We start from the raw sequence: 19,880 nt of genomic DNA, 5'->3' as shown, positions 1-19,880 counted from the left end.
ATGACCATGTATGCCCTATCGTTACTGCTGCGCGATTTTGCCGTTTGCGCTTTTTTTGCGGCGGCGGCGCTGCTTGTTTGGAAAGCCGTTCCGGGAGGGAAACGGGCTGCTGTCAGAACGAGACTGCAAAGCATGAGCTTGAAGAAATGGCTTGTGCCCGAACGATTGGAGACGATGTTTGAAGAGGCCGGGTATCCGCTGAAGCTTACCGCGTTCCAATATCAGCTGTTCCGTTATGGGATCGCGGCTTGCTGGCTGGCCAACAATACTTATGATCTGCTCGCATATGGCAGCGAAATGTCATTGCCGGGGGTGCTGCTGAAGCTGATGGGCCCAGGGTTGTTTATGCTCCTGACGCATACGAAAACGTCGGTTGTTACGTATTTGGTCGGAAAATGGAAGGATATCTACGACGGTGAAAAAAACCGCGAGTTGTTTATGGTCTACAATATGATCGCAGACGAGATGAAGGAGCAATCCCAGCGAAAGCTGAATCTGCTGTCAATGCTGACCAAATTGCGGGATTACACCGTACGGATCAAACCGTCGATCAACGTTGCTTTGCGCAAGTTCGACGAAGGGCCGCATACCGCTATGATGGCGATGGCCGAACATATCCGTACCAAAGAGGCGCGCGAATTGTGCAAGCTGCTTGCCGATCTTGAGCTGGCCCGGCCCGGGGATATTTCCGCACTGGTCGAGGCGAGGGAGGAAAGTTATACGAATTTGCTGCGCGAGAACCGGCGCCGCCGGCGCAAATTTTTTGGCCATATCGCCTATGGCATCGCTTTTATGCCATTGCTTATTTACTTGTGGAATGCGCTGCATATCGCCCAGCAGTATGTATCGGATTTAAGCCGTACGACAAATCAGCTCGGATAAAGCTTATATTGACGGGAGGAATGCCGATGAAACCGGCTTTGGAGAAGTTTTTAATTATCGCGGCAACGCTGGCTGCGATCGGATTGTTTATTTTTGTAGCCTTATGGAGTTCGATGAAAGAAAAGAAGACGCAGATGGACGATCTTTTTAACAACACCAATGTCCCCACAAGTTATGCCGTACCTTTGTTTGATGAGCGGGAAGGGAAGCTGCAAGCACGGGAGTCCCAGGCGCGCGCTGCGGAGCGAGCAGGGCCAGTTGCATGAATTAATACAGAGTGATGCACAAGCTTGAGACGTTGGTGCTGTTGCTTGATGTGGCACGGAGTGATGAGCTGGCCTGAGATGTTGAAGTTGTTGCTTGATCTAACACGGAGAGATGCGCCGCTTTGAGACGTTGATACAGTTGCTCGATTTGAACGGAGTGAAGTGCCAGCTCAGACGTTGATGTATACGGGATGTAAGGAGGGAGATGCGGAGTGAAGGCAGCACTGGTCGAAATGCTTACCGTCTATACGCTGCTGCTGTTTTTGTTCCAGCCGGTGCTGCATGATATTTACTCTACGCGGGCGAATGCGGTGGAAATGGTGCTCGACAGCGCCATTCAGCGGGCCGCCAATGCGGAGAACGGGAGATTTACGCCGGAGCTTGTGCAGGAAATGAGGGAGACGCTGATCCATACATTTTTGATTGATTCCGGCGATATTTCGTTTGTTGGTACGACTGCGTTAACCCCTAGGGGGGAATACATCGAAGGCAAGCTGATTGTCAAAAGCACGCCGCGTTGGCTGTTTCGCAGGATGTTCGGGGCGGCTGACAATGATCCGGGGGTCATCGTTCGTTATGCCAAGCAAATGAGCGAGGCTCCGGTGAGGTGAGAGCCGGTGCACCGGGTGCTGCTGATTGTGATGATGGCGGGAATTTATTTGTTTGCCATGGGGTTTGAAGCGGACCGCTTTATGACCAAAGAGGTGCATAACCGGTTGAAATTTTCGCTGAACCGGGCGGCGCATGACGCTTCCTTGCAGGTAGACGCCGCCGCGCTTAACGACGGACGTATACAGTTCGTGCGCAGCGATGCCAGAGTTGTTTTTGAGGCGGGGCTGCGCTACAACCTTGAGCTGCAGAGCGGAGCGCAATTAACCCCCAAAGAAGGCACGCTGTTGAAAGGGCCGGTGGAGATCATTTATGAGGATTATGTCGATGACGCCACTCCGGGTGTTGCATTTCCGTTCAGCTATGTGCGTAATGCAGAACATATCGCCCAGGTCCTAAAAGGCCCTGCCGTGATATACCGGGTTCGCGTGCCGCTGCCGAGAACCAACCGTTTATCCTATGACGGTTACATATACAAAACGGTGATCTACGAGTATCCGTTTTATTAACGAAAAGCTAATTGTAAGGCGACGTTTTGGACGTATATTTTAACGCTGATTTAATGAGGTGAGAAGCATGTTCGTTTTTTTACGGCGCACCGCGATACTGCTGGCATCGCTGCAGGGGCTGCTGCTGGTGCTGCTTCCATGCGCCGCGTTGGCCGTGCAAACCGCGCCGCCTTCGCCCGGCGCGATCAAAATCGATAACCGGCTGACCGGCACCGCAGACACGGTGACGGTCACCGGCCTTACCCCCGGCGACACGGTTCGCGTGTACGCCGATGAAGCGGGCGCGGCGCTATTGGGCAGCGCCGCAGCAGCCTCCGCCAGCGCCGTGGTCAGCGTGGCGCAGCTTGGCGTGGAGGCGGGGTTCGTCTACGTGACGGTGACGAGCCCCGCCTCGTCGGAAAGCCGGCGCATCGTCAAGTCGTTCAGCGCCGAACCGATCTCGCATGCGCCGGCAGCCGGGGCCGTGACGGTGGTCAACGAGCCGGCCGGGACGGCCGACAAGGTGACCGTGAAGGGGCTGCATGCCGGCGATACGGTAAAAGTGTATCGCGCGCGTACGGATACGACCGCGCTTGCTGCCGCCTCCGTCCCATCGTCCGGCACTGCCGAGCTGCCGGTGGATCAACTGGGCGGCACGGCGGGGTATATTTATGTAACGGTAACGGAAGCCGGTAAAAGAGAAAGTCCCAAGATGCAAAAGGCGTACGACGGCGAAGCGTTAACAGTTCCCCCTGCTGCCGGTTCCATCCATATAGTCAACCGTCTGAACGGCACAAATGACAGCGTGACGGTGACCGGGCTGCTGGCGGGCGATGTGGTGAAAGTATACGCCGATGAGGCTGCGGCTAGTCCGCTTGGTTCGGCTGCCGTAGCTGCCGGACAATCGAGCGCCGAAGTGACGGTGGCTCAGCTGTCCCCCAGCTCCGGTACGGGCCGGGTGTACGTCACCTTGACGCGGTCGCCTCGGCTAGAGAGCCGACGTGTTGCAAAACTGTTTTCGGAAGAACCCGTCAGCCCGCCGTTGCTGCCGGCGCAAATCACCGTGCTGAACTACAGGGTCGGCATGAGCGATGAAGTGATCGTTGCGGGTATTGAGCCGGGGGATACGCTGCGAGTCTATGCCGACGAAAGCGGATCGTCCGTCCAAGCCAGCGCTGTAGCTGCGCCCGGGGAGACATCGGTCGTCCTTCGTGCTGCGGTGCTCAGCGGCACAGGCGGTTTTATCTATGTGTCCGTGCAGAACGCCGGTAAGGCGGAAAGCGGCAGAGTCCGCAAGGGACTGCCGGATCAGGAGCCGACCCCGGCCCCGGATCCCTCCGACATTGCCGTGCAAAATAACGGTGGATTGATTGATTTGGTTGCGGTGAAGCGCCTTGCGCCGGGAGACGTTGTCCGCGTATACGCGGATGAAGCGGCATCCGCTGCACTGGGAAACGCCGTCGTCGCATACGGCAGCACGGAAGCGGCGGTTTCGCTGTCGCAAGTCGGCGCTCAAGACGGTCTGATCTACGTGACGGTGACAAGGGCGCCGAATGCGGAAAGCCGCCGAGTTGCCAAATCGTTTGCCGCCGTACGGCAGACATCTCCCCCTCAGGCGGCCAATATACGGATCGGAAACGAGATAGGGACAAGCTCCGATACCATTACCGTAAAAGGGCTGACGGCCGGCGATACGGTGAAAGTATATGCCAACAGCTACATTAGCGGAGAGATGGCCAGCGGTATCGTGCTCTCCGGCAACGGCAGCGTGACTTTGGCAGTATCGCAGCTGGACCAAGCTGGAGGGACTGTATATATTACGGCTGTCTCGCCGGGTAAAACGGAAAGCCGGCGCACCGTCAAAGCTTACGCTGCGGAAGGCGCAAGTATCGCTCCCGACCGGTCGTTCATTCGGGTGGACAATGTTGCCGGCAGCTCCGACACGATCGCTGTCAGCGGTCTTGCCGCAGGGGATACGGTGAAGGTATACGCCGCGGAAGCGGCTTCCATCCCTCTTGCGACTGCCGTTGTCGCCGAAGGATCGACCCAGGCTGCGGCAAACGTATCTCAGCTTGGCTCGGGTTACGGTGTCGTCTACGTAAGCGTAACATCCCCGGGTAGAACGGAAAGCGGCCGCGTTCCGAAAATATATGCCGCCGAGCCGGTTGCCGCCACGCTTTCAGCACTGCAGATGACAGTGCTTAATGCCGCCGGCGGATCACCGGATGAAGTGACGGTATACGGATTGCAGTCGGGCGATACGGTGAGGTTGTACAATAGTGAAACCGATGCGGTGGTTATGGTCAATCTGCGCGGCGAAAGTGCGGCGGCCACAGCCATTGCAGGACAATCGAGTTTGACGTTTGATGCGCTGCAGCTATCGCCGGGAGGCGGAGCGTTATATGTGACGGTGCAATCAAGCGGCAAGCTGGAAAGCGGGCGCGCGATGAAAGCATACCCCGCAGAATAGGCCCAATCTTTTGAAAGGAGATATTTATTAATGAATAACGGTGTACCGCAATGGTATCTTAAGCTTGCCGGCACGCTGCTGCTGTTGTTTGCTTTGCTTACGGCAACCCGGACTGTTTTTGCGGACCCGCTTGACTCGCCGCAAACGGGGGATGTGACTTATAACGATACGAAAGGGCATTGGGCGGAGCGGGACATTGCCGAGGCGGCTGCGGCCGGCTATGTATCCGGGTATGCCGACGGCTCGTTTGGTCCGGACCGGGCCGCTGCGCGCGCGGATTTTATGGTCATGCTGGCCAGAGCGCTGCGTATTCCGGCAATTCCCACGGTAGAGGACGAACTGTGGTTTGAACCTTATATACAGTCCTTTTCCGATCTTGGCATCGATGTCCGCAGTGATACTGATGAATCCCTTGTTTATTGGGAAAGCGGCATCACTCGCGGTGAAGCGGCTCGCTGGTGTGTGGAACTGGTTCATATGGCGGAGAGAGCGGCCGTGATCCGGGAAGGCGACCAAGCAGATGCCCGGGAAGCTGCGCAAGCCGGAGGAAATGAATTTCGTCCTACGCATGCAAACGCCGGTCCGCAAGCTCAAACTGGCCTGGAAGTCGATCTCTCTCTCCTGCAAGAAGCGGCCCGGCTGGGCATTATGGAGACAGACGGTGCGGTATCCGGCTTGTCCGCCGAAAGCCTACTTAGCCGTGCTCAGGCGGTGATTGTCATCAACCGGCTGTTGAAGCTGCCGTCATTAGCCAAGGCCCGTTCAGCAATCGCTCAGTAAATCTTCAATCGATTCTCAGTCCATCTTCAAGTCCAATTCAGAAACGATGCCTATAATGCAAAGTGTAAGGCAAAATAAAACGCAAAGGCGGTATCGTTAATGAAAAACATCGGCAGAAAAATAATGACAGGCACTATCGCGGCAAGCTTATTGTTCGGAGGAGCGGCCTTCGTACATAACTCCGCTTATGCGGCGGACAAAACAGTAACAACCGACAGCCAGCAAGCAGGCAAGGCGCAAGGCGGAATGAAAGACCGTGGAGGTTCTCGTCAGGAAGGCGGCATGCAGGGCGGCGGCAATTTCCGCGGGGGCGGCAGCAGCGTGTTTAAAGAAGTGGCGACGCTGCTCGGATCGGACGAGAAGACGATCATGGAATCGCTCCAATCCGGCAAGACGCTGGTTGAAATTGCGCAAGCCGCCGGCATCACCGAAGATGTCCTGCTGGAGAAGCTTACCGCTTCCGAGACTCAGACGATTGACGCAGCGGTATCTTCCGGGAAAATGACCCAAGAACAAGCGGATAAGCTTAAATCCGGACTCGCAGAGCGCTTGAAGCAGCAGGTGGAAAATACGAAACAGCAAGGTGCAGGCGGACAGATGAAAGACGGCAAAGGCCCAAGCGGACAGCAGAAAGATGGCAAAGGTCCAGGTCCTGGTATGCCGGGAATGGGTATGCTGGGCGGTCCTAAAGAAATGGCGGAGCTGACGGGCATCACGGAAGACGAGCTGAAGACCGGATTTGAAGCCGGTAAGTCGCTTGCCGAAATCGCTGCCGAAAAAGGAATTACCCGCGATCAGCTGATCAGCACGTTGCAGGCAAGCTTGACCGAACAACTCGGCAAGATGGTCGATCAGAAGCATCAAGCGCCTCCTGCGCCTCCTACGGAAGCGGCACCCCAATCGTAAAATAAAACTGCAGGCGTTAATACAACAGAGGACACCGCAAATGCGCGGTGTCCTTTCGTTTATGCCAAAGCTCTGACATGATTATTAAGCTCGTCGCCGCCCCCGACTAGTTCTTATTTATTTCTCCGGAACAGGATCGGCAGGAGTCGCGTTTGACCAGTTCGGGTTCTACGGTTTGTAACAGCGGAAGCTGCTCCTGTTTATCGATCATGCATAAAACCGACTCCACGACCTTTTTTGCAATGCCGTCGATCGGCCCCCCAACCGCGGTAATCGCTGTGGGCAAACTTTCCATTTGCGGAATGTTGTCATAGCTGATCAAAGAGATGTCTTGAGGCACTCTTTTATTTTCCTGCTGCAATGCGCGCAGAATGCCTACGGTAAGATCGTAAGTACCACTGATAATGGCCGTAGGTTTATAAGAGGAGGCAAGCAGTTTCAAAGCCGCTTTGTAGCCTTCATTTGATTCCAGTCCGTTAGAATTGACGATCATGCTGGGATGTGTGGTCAACCCAAATTCGATCACGCCGTCCGTGAATCCGATGTGTTTTTCCTGCTGGCTGATTCTTTTGTTGGAGACGTCTCCGATATACGTGATTTTTCGATGGCCGAGGCTCCATAAATACTCGACGGCTTTAAACATCGCTTTTCTTCTGTCGACGTAAACCGACGGGAAACCTTTGCTCGCCGGTTCTCCGTAACAAAGGACGGGCACCTTCGAAGCAATCGGTCCGGCATAGCTGTTAGGATCGCTCCGATCGAATACAAGTATGGCGTCAACTTGAATTTGATTGAATAATTGAATGGCGGATTCCGCAGGATTAATGGACAAAATCATGGAATACCCGTTTTTGTTGAATTCATCGTTAATTTTTGTCGCCAAAGTGGTTAGGGTGGCCCGATCGACATTAGGCCAAACCGCTCCAATCGTACGGCTTTTTTTGGAGACGAGACTTTTGGCGGCTATATTGGGCTGATATCCCATTTGCTCCGCGATTTCGTTGATTTTATGTTTGGTGCTCGGTTTAACCAGCGCACTGTTGTTTAATGCTTTGGATACAGTGGCGGTGCTGACCCCTGCAATCCTCGCGATATCCTTAATCGTAATATCCATTCCGCTAATTTCCTCCATCAAAGCTATTCTCTTTTATATTAAACGTTTATATCGCATTTTTCAAAGAAAAAAAATATGTATTGATGTTATTATTACAATAGTTTAATATAAAAAAAGAAAACGTTATTATTTTTAACATAAAGAAGGCGCCATTGTTAAAAAAAACGTTTGTTTTAAAGGGTCTTATAAAGAAATAACAATTAAGAAAACGTGATTATTATTAATTGGAGGCAATGCGTCAATGACCGAATTTAAAACCCGCGCACTGGAAATACATAGTCAGCACGCATGGAATTACAACTGGATTATGAAAGCGCTGCGCTTCATGAAAGCGCATCATTTGAACACGCTTGTACTCCATCGCAATGATTTTATCGACTTGATCGTATATCCGGGCAAATATTTTGGCGCAAGCCGTGAGAAGTACAATACGATTTTCGAAAGATACCAGGAAATTTTTCGAGTACTTTACAAATACACTCCTACACGGAGAAGCGGCCCGTACCAGCGAAGAGCGTTTTTAAAGCGCGTGATTGAAATGGCGAGACGGGAAGGGATCGAGGTGTTCATCGAAAATAAGGAGCTTTATTTTCCGGAGATCATCTTGGAGTTTTATCCCGATCTGGTCAAGGACGGGAAAATATGCGCCTCCGATCCGTTTTGGTGGGAATTCACAAGAATTAAATATCAGGAGTTTTTTGAGGAATTTCCCGAGATCAGCGGCATTATAACCGCTCCCGCAACCGGTGAAAGCAAAGTATCCATTACCTCCAACCGCTGTACGTGTGAAAGATGCCGTAATACGACCCGGCAGGATTGGTTCAGAAATTTGGCGATGGCTATGTACGAGCCGCTGCAAGCAGCGGGCAAAAAGCTGGTTATCCGGGATTTTGTATTTGACGCCAAAGCCCATCACGATATTGCCGCCGCAATGGAACAACTGCCGCAGGATATTGCTTTTGCGTTAAAAAATACACCTCATGATTTTTATCCGACATTCCCCGACAACCCACGGATCGGCAAAGTCGGAGAACACGAGCAGTGGATCGAATTCGACTCCATGGGCCAGTATTTCGGCTGGGGAATCGGGCCTGCTATCATGGTCGACGACTACCGCCGCAGAATGAAATTGGCCAAGGAAAACGGTGCGGCAGGCGTTATCGTACGGACCGATTGGGAGAGCCTGGACGGTCATACGTCGTTTGACACTTTAAACGAGATCAATTTGTATGCTTTTTCAGCTCTGAGCAATAATCTGCAGGCGGATGGCACGGCGATTTACCAAGAGTGGTTGGAAGACAGCAAACTGCTCGCGCCCGATCTGACGGAGGAGCAGAAACGGGAGGCGGCTCTTTGGGCCGAGGCGGTTCTGAGCCAAGCCTGGGATGTCATTAAGCGCACTCCTTATGTCAACGATTGCGTGTTTTCCGATTCCAGCCAGCTGCCCGTAAGTTTGGAGCATGCGCTTTGGCTATCCGAAGAGAAAAACAGTCTAAAAGACTGGGATCCGTCCAAAGCTAACGCTTTATCAACTGACGAACATAACGTGCAGCTGATCATGGATGAAAAAGACGAAGCGCTGAAACTTGTCCGGCACCTGTTATCCCAGGTGAGGGAGGGGCATGGGGCATTAACTGCGGAGGCACACTGCTATTTGATCGAATGCTTTGAAGTTTTCGAAAAATATGTACAAGCTTTCCGGATTGTCGTACATACCATCATTCTGACAAAATACCGGCAAGAACGTTCCGCAGGCAATCCAACTTCGTTTGGTGCGGACGCTGAGAAGCTGCTGCAAGAAAAAATGGGAGAGCTGGCCGCGTTGGCCGGAGAGTTTCAAAACATGTTTGAGACCACTGATTTCAACCATAGAGTGTACACTTTGCTGGATGCCGACCGCTTGCTTGCGCTGCATAGCGATTTAAGCAAAAAATTGCAGCAGACCACATGGGCCGAAAAGAAATAGCTAGCGACAGCGCGGCGGTTCAAATCATAAACAAAGACAGGGGAGGACAAAGAAGATGAAAAAAATGTTGGGATTGGCGCTGGCATCTGTGATGCTCGTTCAGCTTGCCGCTTGCAGTTCAGGCACTCCAAGTGCGGAAGGCGGGGCAAAAACCGAGGGTGCGCAAGCATCCGGGGCGAGCGCTAACAAGCAGGTAAATCTGCGTTATTCCTGGTGGGGTTCCGACGACCGAAACAAGGCGATTTTGGCGGCGATCGACGCTTATCAAAAGATGAATCCGAATGTAAAAATCGAAGGCGAATATGGCGCTTTTGCATCTTATTATCAAAAGCTGCTGGCGCAGCTGACCGGCGGCACCGCTCCCGATATCGTATCCGTGGATTATAAATGGGTGCAGGATCTCATCGCCAACGGCAAGCCTTTTGTCGATATGAATACGATGAAGGATAAAATCGATATGTCGGGCATCGATATGAAATTTGCCGCAGCGCAGGCCGGGGACGGCAAATACTTGCTGGGGCTTCCGATCGGGGTCAACGCTATCGGGCTGCTGTACAACAAGAAGCTGCTTACGGACGCAGGCATTCAGATGAATAACGAATGGGATTGGGACACCCTGCTGGAAGCCGGCACCAAATTGCATCAAGCTGACAAAAATAAATATTTGATGTTTTTGAATAACGACCATTATATTTACTTGTTGAAATCGCAGCTTAAGCAAAAAACGGGAAATAACATAGTTAACGATGACTTTACGCTTGGCTTCAAAAAAGAAGATCTCGTCGAGGTGTTTACCTACTTCAAAAAAATGCTCGATAACGGCGTCATACCGCCTTTTACGGAAGCCGTGCAATATGAAAGCGTATATGCGGATCAAATCCCGAATTGGCTAAACGGCAATTACGGCATATTCCCGACCTCGGCGTCCAAAATCCCTTCCATAGCGCTGGCGTCGAAATTCGATATTGACGTTGCCCGATATCCGATTTATAAAAATCCGAAAAACCCGGGTATCATTACATCTCCTTCCATGATCATCACGATTAACTCGAAGTCCGCAAACATCGACGAATCCGCCAAGTTTATCAACTGGCTTATGAACAGTAAGGAAGCGGCTTTAATATTAAAGGATACCAACGGGGTGCCGGCTGTTGCGCCAATGGCCAAGCTGCTGCAAGAGCAGAAGCTGATCGATTCCAATATTGCCAGAATGGTTGAAGAAGCGCTGCCGTTTTCAGGCACACCAGAGAATAGCTCCAGCTTGAACCCGGAAATCGATACGATTCTAAAAGATTACGTGCATAGGGTCGGTTACGGCAAACTGACTCCGGAGCAGGCAGCGGACGGCCTCATCCAGGATGTCGGGAGCAAGCTCAAGGAATTAAACAAGAAATAGAGACCAACCTTGAGGGACTGGGCGAATCATCTTGCTTGAGGTCAGGATATTCGCTCAGTTCCTTCATCAACAATCCACGTTTTCCATTTATTTGTTAAGAAGGGTTTGAACCTATAATGCTAAAACACAAAACGAAATATCAGTATGTCGGATTGTTATATGTAGCGCCATGGCTGGTCGGGTTTCTGGCCTTTCAGTTATACCCTTTTATCGTGTCATTCATCTATTCCTTTACGGATTTCTCGATTCTCAAAGCGATGCATTTCGTAGGTTTCGATAACTATGTGCATATGTTTACGGCGGATAAGAAGTTTTTTCAGTCGGTAAAGGTCACCTTGGTGTACGTCTTTTTTTCCGTTCCATGCAAGCTTGCCTTTGCGTTGTTTATCGCCATGCTGCTGAATATGAAGCTGAAATCGATTAACTTTTTCAGAACGGCGTATTATTTGCCCTCTATCTTGGGAGGCAGTATCGCCATCTCCATCTTATGGGGATTTTTGTTTAACACTTCAGGACTTGTGAACATACTGCTTTCCAAACTGCATGTGCCGCCGGTCAATTGGCTTGGCAGCCCTAATGTAGCTATATATACCATCAGCCTGCTTGCGGTATGGCAGTTCGGGTCTTCGATGGTTTTGTTTTTGGCGGGCTTGAAAAATATACCCGGCGAACTGTATGAAGCGGCCAGAGTAGACGGCGCGAGAAAAGGCCGGATGTTTATCCATATCACGCTGCCGCTGCTTACGCCGATTATTTTTTTTAATTTGATCATGCAAATGATAAACGCATTTCAAGAATTTACTTCGGCATATGTCATTACCCAAGGCGGTCCTTTGGATTCTACTTATTTGTACGGGCTTATGCTGTATGAAAATGCGTTTAAATATACGAAAATGGGCTACGCCTCCGCTCAGTCCTGGTTTTTGTTTGTCATTATTTTGATTTTTACGATCGGCATATTCAAGTCGTCAAAATATTGGACATTTTATGAGGATGGGGGCGACTTGTAATGAAAGCGCACGTAAAAAACGCTGCCGCGTATTGTTTTCTGATCCTGCTGGGCATCGTGATGATTTATCCGCTTCTGTGGATCTTCGCTTCTTCTTTTAAATCGAATGATGAAATATTCACTAATGTCGGTCTGATCCCATCCCATTTTACAGCGGATTCCTACTTGAAAGGATGGAAGGCCAGCGGGCAGTATACGTATGGCACGTTTTTTCTGAATACGTTTAAGCTGGTCATTCCGACGGTTTTATTTACGATTTTATCGAGCTGCATTGTGGCTTACGGGTTTGCACGATTCAGATTTCCTCTGAAAAAAATCATGTTTGCTTTAGTTATCGCGACGCTGCTGCTGCCTAACGAAATCATCATCATCCCGAGGTACATCTTGTTTAAAAATTTCGGCTGGCTGAACAGCTATTGGCCGTTTATCATCCCTGCGTTGTTCGGTACGTATTCTTTCTTTATTTTCATGATGCTGCAGTTTATTCGCGGCATTCCCAGAGAGCTTGACGAGTCGGCCAGAATCGACGGCTGTAACTCGTTTGCGATTTTGTGGCGGATTATTTTGCCGCTCTGTAAACCGGCCATATTTTCGATCGCGATTTTTCAATTTGTATGGAGATGGAACGATTTTCTCAACGTGCTGATTTATGTGAACAGCGTTGCCAAATTCCCGATATCGCTGGCGCTTAGAATGTCTATGGACGTGACCGGCACTGTGGCATGGAACCAACTGATGGCGATGTCGATCCTTTGCATTTTGCCGCCAATGCTTATTTTCTTCCTTGCCCAGAAGTACTTCGTCGAAGGCATATCAACTACGGGAATAAAAGGCTAGGAGGTGTATGATGAGCAGGGACATGTTTGATTTGACCAACAAAACGGCGGTTATTGTCGGCGGCGGAGGCGGGATCGGCGGGGCGTCGGCGCTGAGCATGGCCGAATTCGGAGCAGATATTGTGGTTGCCGACCGGAGCCTCGCCTTGGCGGAGGAGACGGCCCACCAAGTGGAGCGGAGCGGGGGGCGGGCTATCGCGCTGCAAACGGATATCACCGTCCCGGAGCAGGTGAAGCTGATGGTGGAGCGGACAATCAGCGAATTCGGGAACATCGATATACTGCTGAACAGCGCAGGGGCTACCGTAAGAAAACCGCTGCTGGAAACGACCCTGGAGGAATGGAATCATGTGATTAACGTGAATCTTACCGGCGTATTTCATTTGAGCCAGGCAGTAGGGCGGGAAATGATCCAACGGCAGCGCGGCAAAATCATCCATATCGCCTCGACGGGAGGCATACGGGCCGGAGCCAATTTTACCGCATACGGGGCAAGTAAAGCGGCTTTGATCCATCTGGTCAAGGGGTTGGCGCTCGAGTGGGCGCCTTACAGAATCAACGTAAACGCGATTGCGCCCACCGCCACGGAAACGAATTTTACGGCAGACTTTTATGCGCAGCATCCGGATAAAAAGCAAAAAACGATACAGAACCATCCTTTCGGCAGAATCGGAAGGTTGGACGATTATGTCGGCGCTGCGGTTTATCTGGCTTCCCCCGCTTCGGATTTTGTAAACGGAGAAGTCATCGTTATCGATAGCGGAAAGACGATCTGAACGAGCTGGTTTGGCATGGGGCATCCCGAATAAGGGAGTGTCCTTTTTTGCCTTGATCACGATAAAGTTTTGCATTTTCCCGCGGTTCCCGGTATGTTTAAGTAATACAGGCCTTGCGGTGAACGCGCTTTCGGCGGTGTTTTACTCGTAACTTTCGCTTGCCGATATCATGAACAAGGAGAGTTTAATTATATGATCGATTACAGTGAACGTATTGCCCGTCTGCAGCAAAAAATGCGGGAGAAGCAGACCGGCGGATTTCTTGTTGCGCAAAATGTAGATATTTATTATTTGTGCGGCTCGATGCAAACAGGCTATTTATTTGTTCCGGTGGAAGGGGATCCGGTGTTTTATGTGCGGCGGAGCGTGGTCCGCGCCGAAGAAGAAGCGCAGGTCGAAGTAGAGCCGATCGGATCTTTCCGTTCTTGGGGAGAACGGCTGAAAGCGCGGTTTCCGCAAGTATTCGGCGGCGGGCAGCAGAAACAGCCGGTTGTCGCTACCGAATACGATGTGCTGCCGGTACAGCAGTTTCAGCGGCTGCAGACGATGCTGCCGGGTGTGCAATGGGCCGACGGTTCCGCGATGATCCGCGAGACGCGGATGATCAAAAGCGCTTACGAGCTGGATCGCATTCGAGCTGCGGCCCGGTTGATCGACGAAGCGCTGGAGCATGCGTTGGGCCTGCTTCGGCCCGGAATGGCCGAATTCGAATTGATGAGCGAAATCGAATATTATATCCGGCGAAGAGGCCATCTTGGTTTGATGCGGATGCGCGGATACAATCAAGAAACGATCACCGGTATGGTTGGCGGCGGTGCGGCGGCGGCCATGCCGACTTATTTTGACGGCCCGGCCGGAGGGCAAGGTCTCAGTCCTGCCAGTCCGCAAAGCGCGGGACGCCGCAAATTCGAGCGGGACGAGCCGATACTCCTCGATATTGGGTGCTGCATCGACGGATATGTGATAGACCAGACCCGCACGGCTGTGATCGGCGAACTTCCCGGCGATCTGGCCGAAGCTTATGCGGTCAGCGAACAAATCATACGCAGCACGGAACAACTCCTGAAGCCGGGGACCATCAGCGAGCACCTCTATTTTAATTCGTTGGATCTTGCCGAAAAAGCCGGGTTAGCCCTCCATTTTATGGGGTATGCGAACGATCAAGTAAAATTTCTCGGCCACGGCATCGGATTGGAGATCGACGAATTGCCCGTATTGGCCAAAGGGTTTACGTATCCGCTGCAGCCCGGGATGGTGATTGCGGTAGAGCCTAAGTTTACGTTTCCGCAGCGTGGTGTCGTCGGGATCGAAAACAGCTATGCCATCACTCCGGACGGTTTCGAAAAGCTGTCGGTTTCCCGCGAAGGCGTATTGCGCGTTTGATGTAGGCGCATCTGCAATGCATCCCTATATTTTGAAACAAATGTCACCGATAGGGACATAAATGATTGAATGTAACCCGAAATAAACGGGCCAGGCGGTAATTTGCAATTTTCCGCCCGGTCCGTTTTTTGCGTTACAGAACTTCTATTGACAATATATATGCGGGCATATAAAATTCTTTTGAAAATGATTATCATTCGTAATGACTTATATGTTTGTTGTTAGTCAAATTGACATAGGCAAGGATGGTCTATGAGATGACGCATGGTGCGAACAGGTTATTTACCAAACAAATGGACGTCGCTTACGATGACCGTTTGATTGTGAGCGATTTGAATTTATCGATTCCTCCCGGCAAAATCACGGCGCTTGTCGGTTCGAACGGCTCGGGCAAATCAACGATACTCAAAGCGATGGCAAGAATCATCAAACCGAGGGGCGGAACCGTCTATCTGGACGGAAAATCGATACACGAGCAAGCGACCAAAGATGTGGCCAAGCAGCTTGCTATTTTGCCGCAAAATCCGACCGCGCCGGAAGGCTTGACGGTCAGCGAGCTTATTTCCTACGGAAGGTTCCCGCACCAGAAAGGCTTTGGCTCGCTTGGCTCGGAAGACAGGGATGTCATTCATTGGGCAATTGAAGTAACGGGGATGAGCGAATTCGCCGACCGTCCGGTCGATAAGCTTTCCGGAGGACAGCGGCAGCGGGCGTGGATTGCCATGGCGTTGGCCCAAAAAACGGAGTATCTGTTTCTCGACGAACCGACCACGTTTCTGGATATGGCCCATCAGCTGGAAATATTGAAGCTGCTGCAAAAGCTGAACGCAGAAGAAGAGCGCACGATTGTGATGGTGGTGCACGATTTGAACCACGCAGCCCGTTATGCCCATCATATGGTGGCGATCCAGCACGGAAAGGTGATGAGTGAGGGGACTCCCGAGCAGGTGGTGACTCAGGAGGTTCTGCGCAAAGTGTTCGGAATCGAAGCCGATATTCTAGCCGATCCCCGCACGGGAGTTCCCTTATGTTTACCTTTCGAGCTGTGTGCCACAAGCGAAGGAATCGGTTCTTAATGAGTTCGCGCGATCTACATCAGGCACCGGGAAGAAGTCGGGTTACGCGGATAAGCGGTCCGTGGTTTGGTTTGATTATAACTTTATCGGCGGCTGCATTATTGTTCTCTATGTTTTTGGCTATATCTTTCGGCGCAAAAGAGATGACCCTTGGAACGGTATGGACGGCGGTAGTTCACTATAATCCGGCTGTGACCACACACCAGATTATCCATGAATTGCGATTGCCGAGGGTATTGGGAGCGGCAGTGATGGGGGCCGCATTTGCGGTCGCCGGGGCGTTAATGCAAGGAGTGACGCGGAATCCATTGGCCGATTCGGGCATTTTGGGGATCAATGCGGGAGCGACGCTGATGGTGGCGTTAAGTTTTGCGTTTTTCCCCAATATGCCGTACTCCATGCTGGTTGTGATGTCGTTTATGGGCGCGGCATTCAGCGCGCTGTCTATTTTTTTGCTCAGTTCCACTTCGGCCGGAGGACTGACGCCGCTTAAGCTGACGATTTCCGGCGCTGTCGTTGCAGCGCTGCTGCATTCGCTCAGTTCGGGCATCGCTATTTATTATGAGCTGAGCCAGGATTTGGCCTTTTGGTACGCGGGAGGCGTTGCCGGAGTCAGATGGTCTCATCTTAAGCTGTTAATACCCATTATCATCATCGCAATTATCGGAGTATTGGCGCTGAGCCGTTCCATCTCGTTAATTTCTTTAGGGGACGAAGTTGCGGCGAATTTAGGCGTCAAAACCAAGCGGGTTCGCTTGCTTGGCATGATCGGAGCATTGGTCCTTGCCGGCGTATCCGTCTCGGCTGTCGGTTCGATCGGGTTTGTCGGGCTGGTGATTCCCCATATTTCCCGCAAGCTGGTTGGGGTCGATTACCGTTATATTATCCCGGTTTCGGCGTTGCTGGGGGCGGTGCTGCTCGTATTCGCCGATCTGGGCGCAAGAATGGTCAATCCGCCCAGGGAACTGGCGATTGGTGCGATGGTTGCGCTTGTCGGCGCGCCATTCTTCTTGTACCTTGCTTATAAAGAAAAGAGGAGCTTGTAAATGTGGCAGCAGACGCAAGCCAGACGGAAAAAAGCACTTACGGTAGGGTTTATCCTGCTTCTGATTTGTTTCGCCACCATTATGATCAGCTTGAATACCGGGACGATTCGAATTTCACCGTTAGGCCTTATAAAAACGCTTGTCGGACAAGGCAGTCCGGACGATACGATGGTTTTGTTCGATTTTCGGCTGCCGCGCATTTTAGTGACGATGCTGGCCGGCATCGGTCTGGGCATTTCCGGCGCCATTTTGCAAGGACTATCAAGGAACGAGCTGGCCGATCCCGGTATTCTCGGCATTCACGCGGGGGCTTCGCTGGGATTGATCGTTTATCTGACTTATTTTCATGCGATGAGCGGGGCTATCTCGCTTCTGATACCGCTGTTTACTTTCGCGGGAGGTGCGGTTACGGCGGCAATCATTGTACTGCTGGCATTTGACCGGCAAAAAGGCTGGCTGCCCATCCGGCTGATCTTAATCGGCATTGCGGTTGCCGCCGCTTTTAGCGCCGCTACGTTATATTTATCGCTAACTCTGGACGACAAAACCTACGCGTTTGCCTCAAGGTGGCTGATCGGAAACGTCTGGGGACGGGATTGGGTTCATGTGTATGCGTTACTGCCATGGATTGTCCTGATTGTTCCTTATGTATTGTGTCAAACCAAATCGCTAAATGCGTTTTCGCTGGGCGATGAGGTCGCGATCGGAATCGGAACATCGGTGCGCAGAAAACGCCATCTGCTACTCACCGCAGCCGTCGCTTTATCGTGCGCCAGCGTATCGATGGCGGGCGGAGTCGGTTTTATCGGCCTTGTCGCTCCGCATTTGGCCCGCCGTCTCGTCGGCCCGATGCATCAGCATTTTATGCCGATTTCTGCTCTGATCGGCCTTGTTATTTTGGTGGTTGCCGATACTATCGGCCGTTCGATTTTTCAACCAAACGCGATTCCGGCAGGTGTCGTGGTGGCTGCGGTCGGTGCCCCTTATTTTCTATATTTGCTGCAAAAAACCAAATAAAACATACGGATTGAGGAGAAACTATGAAAAAAACACTTTTGCTGCTAAGTTTGGTTTTTATTTGTGTATTATCTGCGTGCGGCGGCCCGGCGGCTCAGCCTCAGCAGCCTGCCGCGGCGGCGGGAAATGAAACGGCCCCGGTCAACAAGGAACTCAAAATCGCCTCATTGTCGATCCATTTGACGAACAATTTGCTTGCGCTTGGAGTTACGCCTGTCGGTTCTGTGATTGGCGGGGATTTAAAAGCGTTCCTGCCCCATGTGGCGGACCGCTTGACCAACACGAAACCGCTTGGAGTCGTAACGGAACCGGATATGGAAACGCTGCTGTCGTTGAAGCCGGACTTGATTTTTGCGGATAAACAATATGCCGGAGAAGTATCCAAATACGAGAAGATTGCCAAAACCGTCGTTTTTGATCTTGACGATGGAACGTGGCGAGACCATTTAAAAAAAGTCGCTAAAATTGTAAACCGGGAGCAGCAGGCCGAGGATTTCATCAAAGCCGATCAAGCACAGACGGAACGCGTCAAACAACTGCTTCACAATAAAATCGGCGACGGCACCGTCATGGCGGTGCGTATAACGGCTAAAGAGCTGCGTGTGTTTGGCGCAAGACGGCCTATGGGGCCTATTTTGTTCGAAGATCTGGGACTCAAACCGGCTAAAGGCGTCGAAAAAATCAGTAAAGATAAAGCGTTTGACGTAATTTCGCAGGAAGTGCTTCCGGATTACGATGCGGATGCGATTTTTGTCGTCGTAAACAACGAAGACGGTGCTAAAAAGCTGTACGCTCAGCTGCAGAACAGCCCGATTTGGCAGGGCTTAAAAGCGGTCAAAGCGGGTCATGTTTACCCGATTCCCGACCAGCCGTGGCTTGATTATTCGGCAATAGGGCACAAAATGTCGCTGGATGACGCGGAGAAGTTTTTGGCCAAATAACCGGTCCGGACGGTCCTTGCTGTAACCTTTTCTCCTGCGGTTACGTCGGTAGTTGTATAATACGAATCCTAAAAGGAGAGATGTTTCCATGCGGAGAAAATGGATTGCGCTGCTTGCTTTGACGACGGTTTTTGGAATGTTCGGCGGTGTCGCTTATTCGGCCGGAGGCGCCAAGCTGGTGATTAACGGGGCCCTTTTCGCTCCCGAAGTGCCGCCGCAAATGATCGACGGCAATACGATGGTGCCGATTCGTACGGTGTCCGAAGGGCTTGGAGCGGATGTGCGATGGGATGAAGTTACACGGACGGTGAATGTGGAAATGCCTGACACTGCGTCGTTGCAGCGGCAAATCGACTTGCTGCAGAGCGCTTTGGCTCCGGCTTCCGCAGATGAAGCGGTGAACAAATGGGCCGAGTGGGTGAAAAAACGCAACGGTGCGGCTCAATATGCTTTGCTTTCGCCGGAGCTGCGGAAGCGGACGCTCTCATCGTACAAAGAGTTAAATTGGGTCACCGGCGTCTCCAGCCCTTGGGTGGACAATTATGAAATCGCTGGCGGCGTTCCAGCAGGAGAAACGGGCACCAGCTACGAGGTGACCTTTCATCTGAAAACTTCGTCAGGCAGCGCCGGTCAAGGCACGGTGAAGGTGACTGTCGAACCGCAGAAAAATGGCGATTGGCAAATTACCGGTCTTCAACCGGTTGGCGATTCCAGCGCAATCAACGGGATTGTTATTTTTTAATACATGAGCAAGTATGCGAAAGGCCTGTTGCCGGGATTTGCGGCGGCAGGTTTTTTTGTTTCGGCACTTCGGGCGGACCCGGTATCGGCCGCAGGTATGATGCCGGCCTCCATTTCAAGAACGACAATAAAAACGGTCTCCAGCACGTTTTTGAAAAGTGTTCCTCTCTGTACAATA

General features: G+C 51.7%; 19 protein-coding genes. 18 read left to right on the top strand and 1 reads right to left on the bottom strand.

All coding sequences use genetic code 11. From position 1 onward, the window contains the following. The 7 genes from EYB31_RS05100 to EYB31_RS05070 all read left to right on the top strand — a co-directional run bounded on the left by EYB31_RS05100 (position 1) and on the right by EYB31_RS05070 (position 6,401). A complete protein-coding gene (locus EYB31_RS05100) occupies positions 1–882 on the top strand; it encodes a hypothetical protein (protein WP_131012208.1) in 882 nt (293 codons plus the stop codon). A 26-nt stretch (positions 883–908) separates the two neighbouring features. Beyond that, positions 909–1,148 carry a hypothetical protein gene (locus tag EYB31_RS05095; protein ID WP_131012207.1) on the top strand — a complete coding sequence of 80 codons (240 nt, stop codon included), beginning with the start codon at positions 909–911 and terminating at the stop codon, positions 1,146–1,148. A 212-nt stretch (positions 1,149–1,360) separates the two neighbouring features. Next, positions 1,361–1,759, top strand: coding sequence for a hypothetical protein (locus EYB31_RS05090; RefSeq protein ID WP_131012206.1), 399 nt, complete (start codon positions 1,361–1,363; stop codon positions 1,757–1,759). A 6-nt stretch (positions 1,760–1,765) separates the two neighbouring features. Beyond that, entirely contained in the window at positions 1,766–2,266 is a 501-nt protein-coding gene (locus EYB31_RS05085; protein ID WP_131012205.1) for a hypothetical protein, read from the top strand. A gap of 67 nt (positions 2,267–2,333) precedes the next feature. Next, positions 2,334–4,715 (top strand): hypothetical protein, encoded by a 2,382-nt coding sequence (locus tag EYB31_RS05080; RefSeq protein ID WP_131012204.1) that lies wholly within the window; start codon positions 2,334–2,336, stop codon positions 4,713–4,715. 30 nt (positions 4,716–4,745) lie between these two features. Further along, positions 4,746–5,495: an S-layer homology domain-containing protein gene (locus tag EYB31_RS05075; protein ID WP_131012203.1), complete on the top strand. Its 750-nt coding sequence runs from the start codon at positions 4,746–4,748 to the stop codon at positions 5,493–5,495. Positions 5,496–5,594: 99 nt separating this feature from the next. After that, a complete protein-coding gene (locus EYB31_RS05070; RefSeq protein WP_131012202.1) occupies positions 5,595–6,401 on the top strand; it encodes a hypothetical protein in 807 nt (268 codons plus the stop codon). 106 nt (positions 6,402–6,507) lie between these two features. On the opposite strand, the gene EYB31_RS05065 is transcribed toward EYB31_RS05070, so the two are convergent. Then, entirely contained in the window at positions 6,508–7,533 is a 1,026-nt protein-coding gene (locus EYB31_RS05065) for a LacI family DNA-binding transcriptional regulator (RefSeq protein WP_240762077.1), read from the bottom strand. 223 nt (positions 7,534–7,756) lie between these two features. On the opposite strand from EYB31_RS05065, the gene EYB31_RS05060 reads away from it, so the two are divergent. From EYB31_RS05060 to EYB31_RS05010, 11 genes are all read left to right on the top strand, one after another. Continuing rightward, complete coding sequence (locus EYB31_RS05060; protein WP_131012201.1) at positions 7,757–9,481, top strand: hypothetical protein; 1,725 nt, start codon at positions 7,757–7,759, stop codon at positions 9,479–9,481. A gap of 55 nt (positions 9,482–9,536) precedes the next feature. Next, a complete protein-coding gene (locus EYB31_RS05055; RefSeq protein WP_131012200.1) occupies positions 9,537–10,877 on the top strand; it encodes an ABC transporter substrate-binding protein in 1,341 nt (446 codons plus the stop codon). Between the two features lie 116 nt (positions 10,878–10,993). Further along, complete coding sequence (locus EYB31_RS05050; protein ID WP_131012199.1) at positions 10,994–11,887, top strand: carbohydrate ABC transporter permease; 894 nt, start codon at positions 10,994–10,996, stop codon at positions 11,885–11,887. Beyond that, positions 11,887–12,723 carry a carbohydrate ABC transporter permease gene (locus tag EYB31_RS05045; protein WP_131012198.1) on the top strand — a complete coding sequence of 279 codons (837 nt, stop codon included), beginning with the start codon at positions 11,887–11,889 and terminating at the stop codon, positions 12,721–12,723. The genes EYB31_RS05050 and EYB31_RS05045 overlap by 1 nt, the downstream gene beginning before the upstream one ends. A 7-nt stretch (positions 12,724–12,730) precedes the next feature. After that, positions 12,731–13,498, top strand: coding sequence for an SDR family NAD(P)-dependent oxidoreductase (locus EYB31_RS05040; protein ID WP_131012197.1), 768 nt, complete (start codon positions 12,731–12,733; stop codon positions 13,496–13,498). A gap of 192 nt (positions 13,499–13,690) precedes the next feature. Further along, the gene (locus EYB31_RS05035) at positions 13,691–14,881 is read left to right on the top strand and encodes a M24 family metallopeptidase (RefSeq protein ID WP_131012196.1); all 1,191 of its coding nucleotides are present in this window, start codon (positions 13,691–13,693) and stop codon (positions 14,879–14,881) included. Between the two features lie 257 nt (positions 14,882–15,138). Beyond that, the gene (locus EYB31_RS05030; protein WP_131012195.1) at positions 15,139–15,957 is read left to right on the top strand and encodes an ABC transporter ATP-binding protein; all 819 of its coding nucleotides are present in this window, start codon (positions 15,139–15,141) and stop codon (positions 15,955–15,957) included. A gap of 110 nt (positions 15,958–16,067) precedes the next feature. Further along, entirely contained in the window at positions 16,068–17,003 is a 936-nt protein-coding gene (locus EYB31_RS05025; protein ID WP_240762133.1) for a FecCD family ABC transporter permease, read from the top strand. Then, positions 17,004–18,020 carry a FecCD family ABC transporter permease gene (locus EYB31_RS05020; protein ID WP_131012193.1) on the top strand — a complete coding sequence of 339 codons (1,017 nt, stop codon included), beginning with the start codon at positions 17,004–17,006 and terminating at the stop codon, positions 18,018–18,020. It abuts the gene before it with no gap. 23 nt (positions 18,021–18,043) lie between these two features. Then, entirely contained in the window at positions 18,044–18,961 is a 918-nt protein-coding gene (locus EYB31_RS05015; protein WP_131012192.1) for an iron-hydroxamate ABC transporter substrate-binding protein, read from the top strand. 88 nt (positions 18,962–19,049) lie between these two features. Continuing rightward, complete coding sequence (locus EYB31_RS05010; RefSeq protein ID WP_131012191.1) at positions 19,050–19,703, top strand: copper amine oxidase N-terminal domain-containing protein; 654 nt, start codon at positions 19,050–19,052, stop codon at positions 19,701–19,703. The last annotated feature ends 177 nt before the right edge of the window (positions 19,704–19,880 follow it).

This window comes from Paenibacillus thalictri, assembly GCF_004307995.1.
Taxonomy (GTDB): Bacteria; Bacillota; Bacilli; order Paenibacillales; family NBRC-103111; genus Paenibacillus_AF; species Paenibacillus_AF thalictri.
This window is presented reverse-complemented; position numbering and strand designations above follow the sequence as displayed.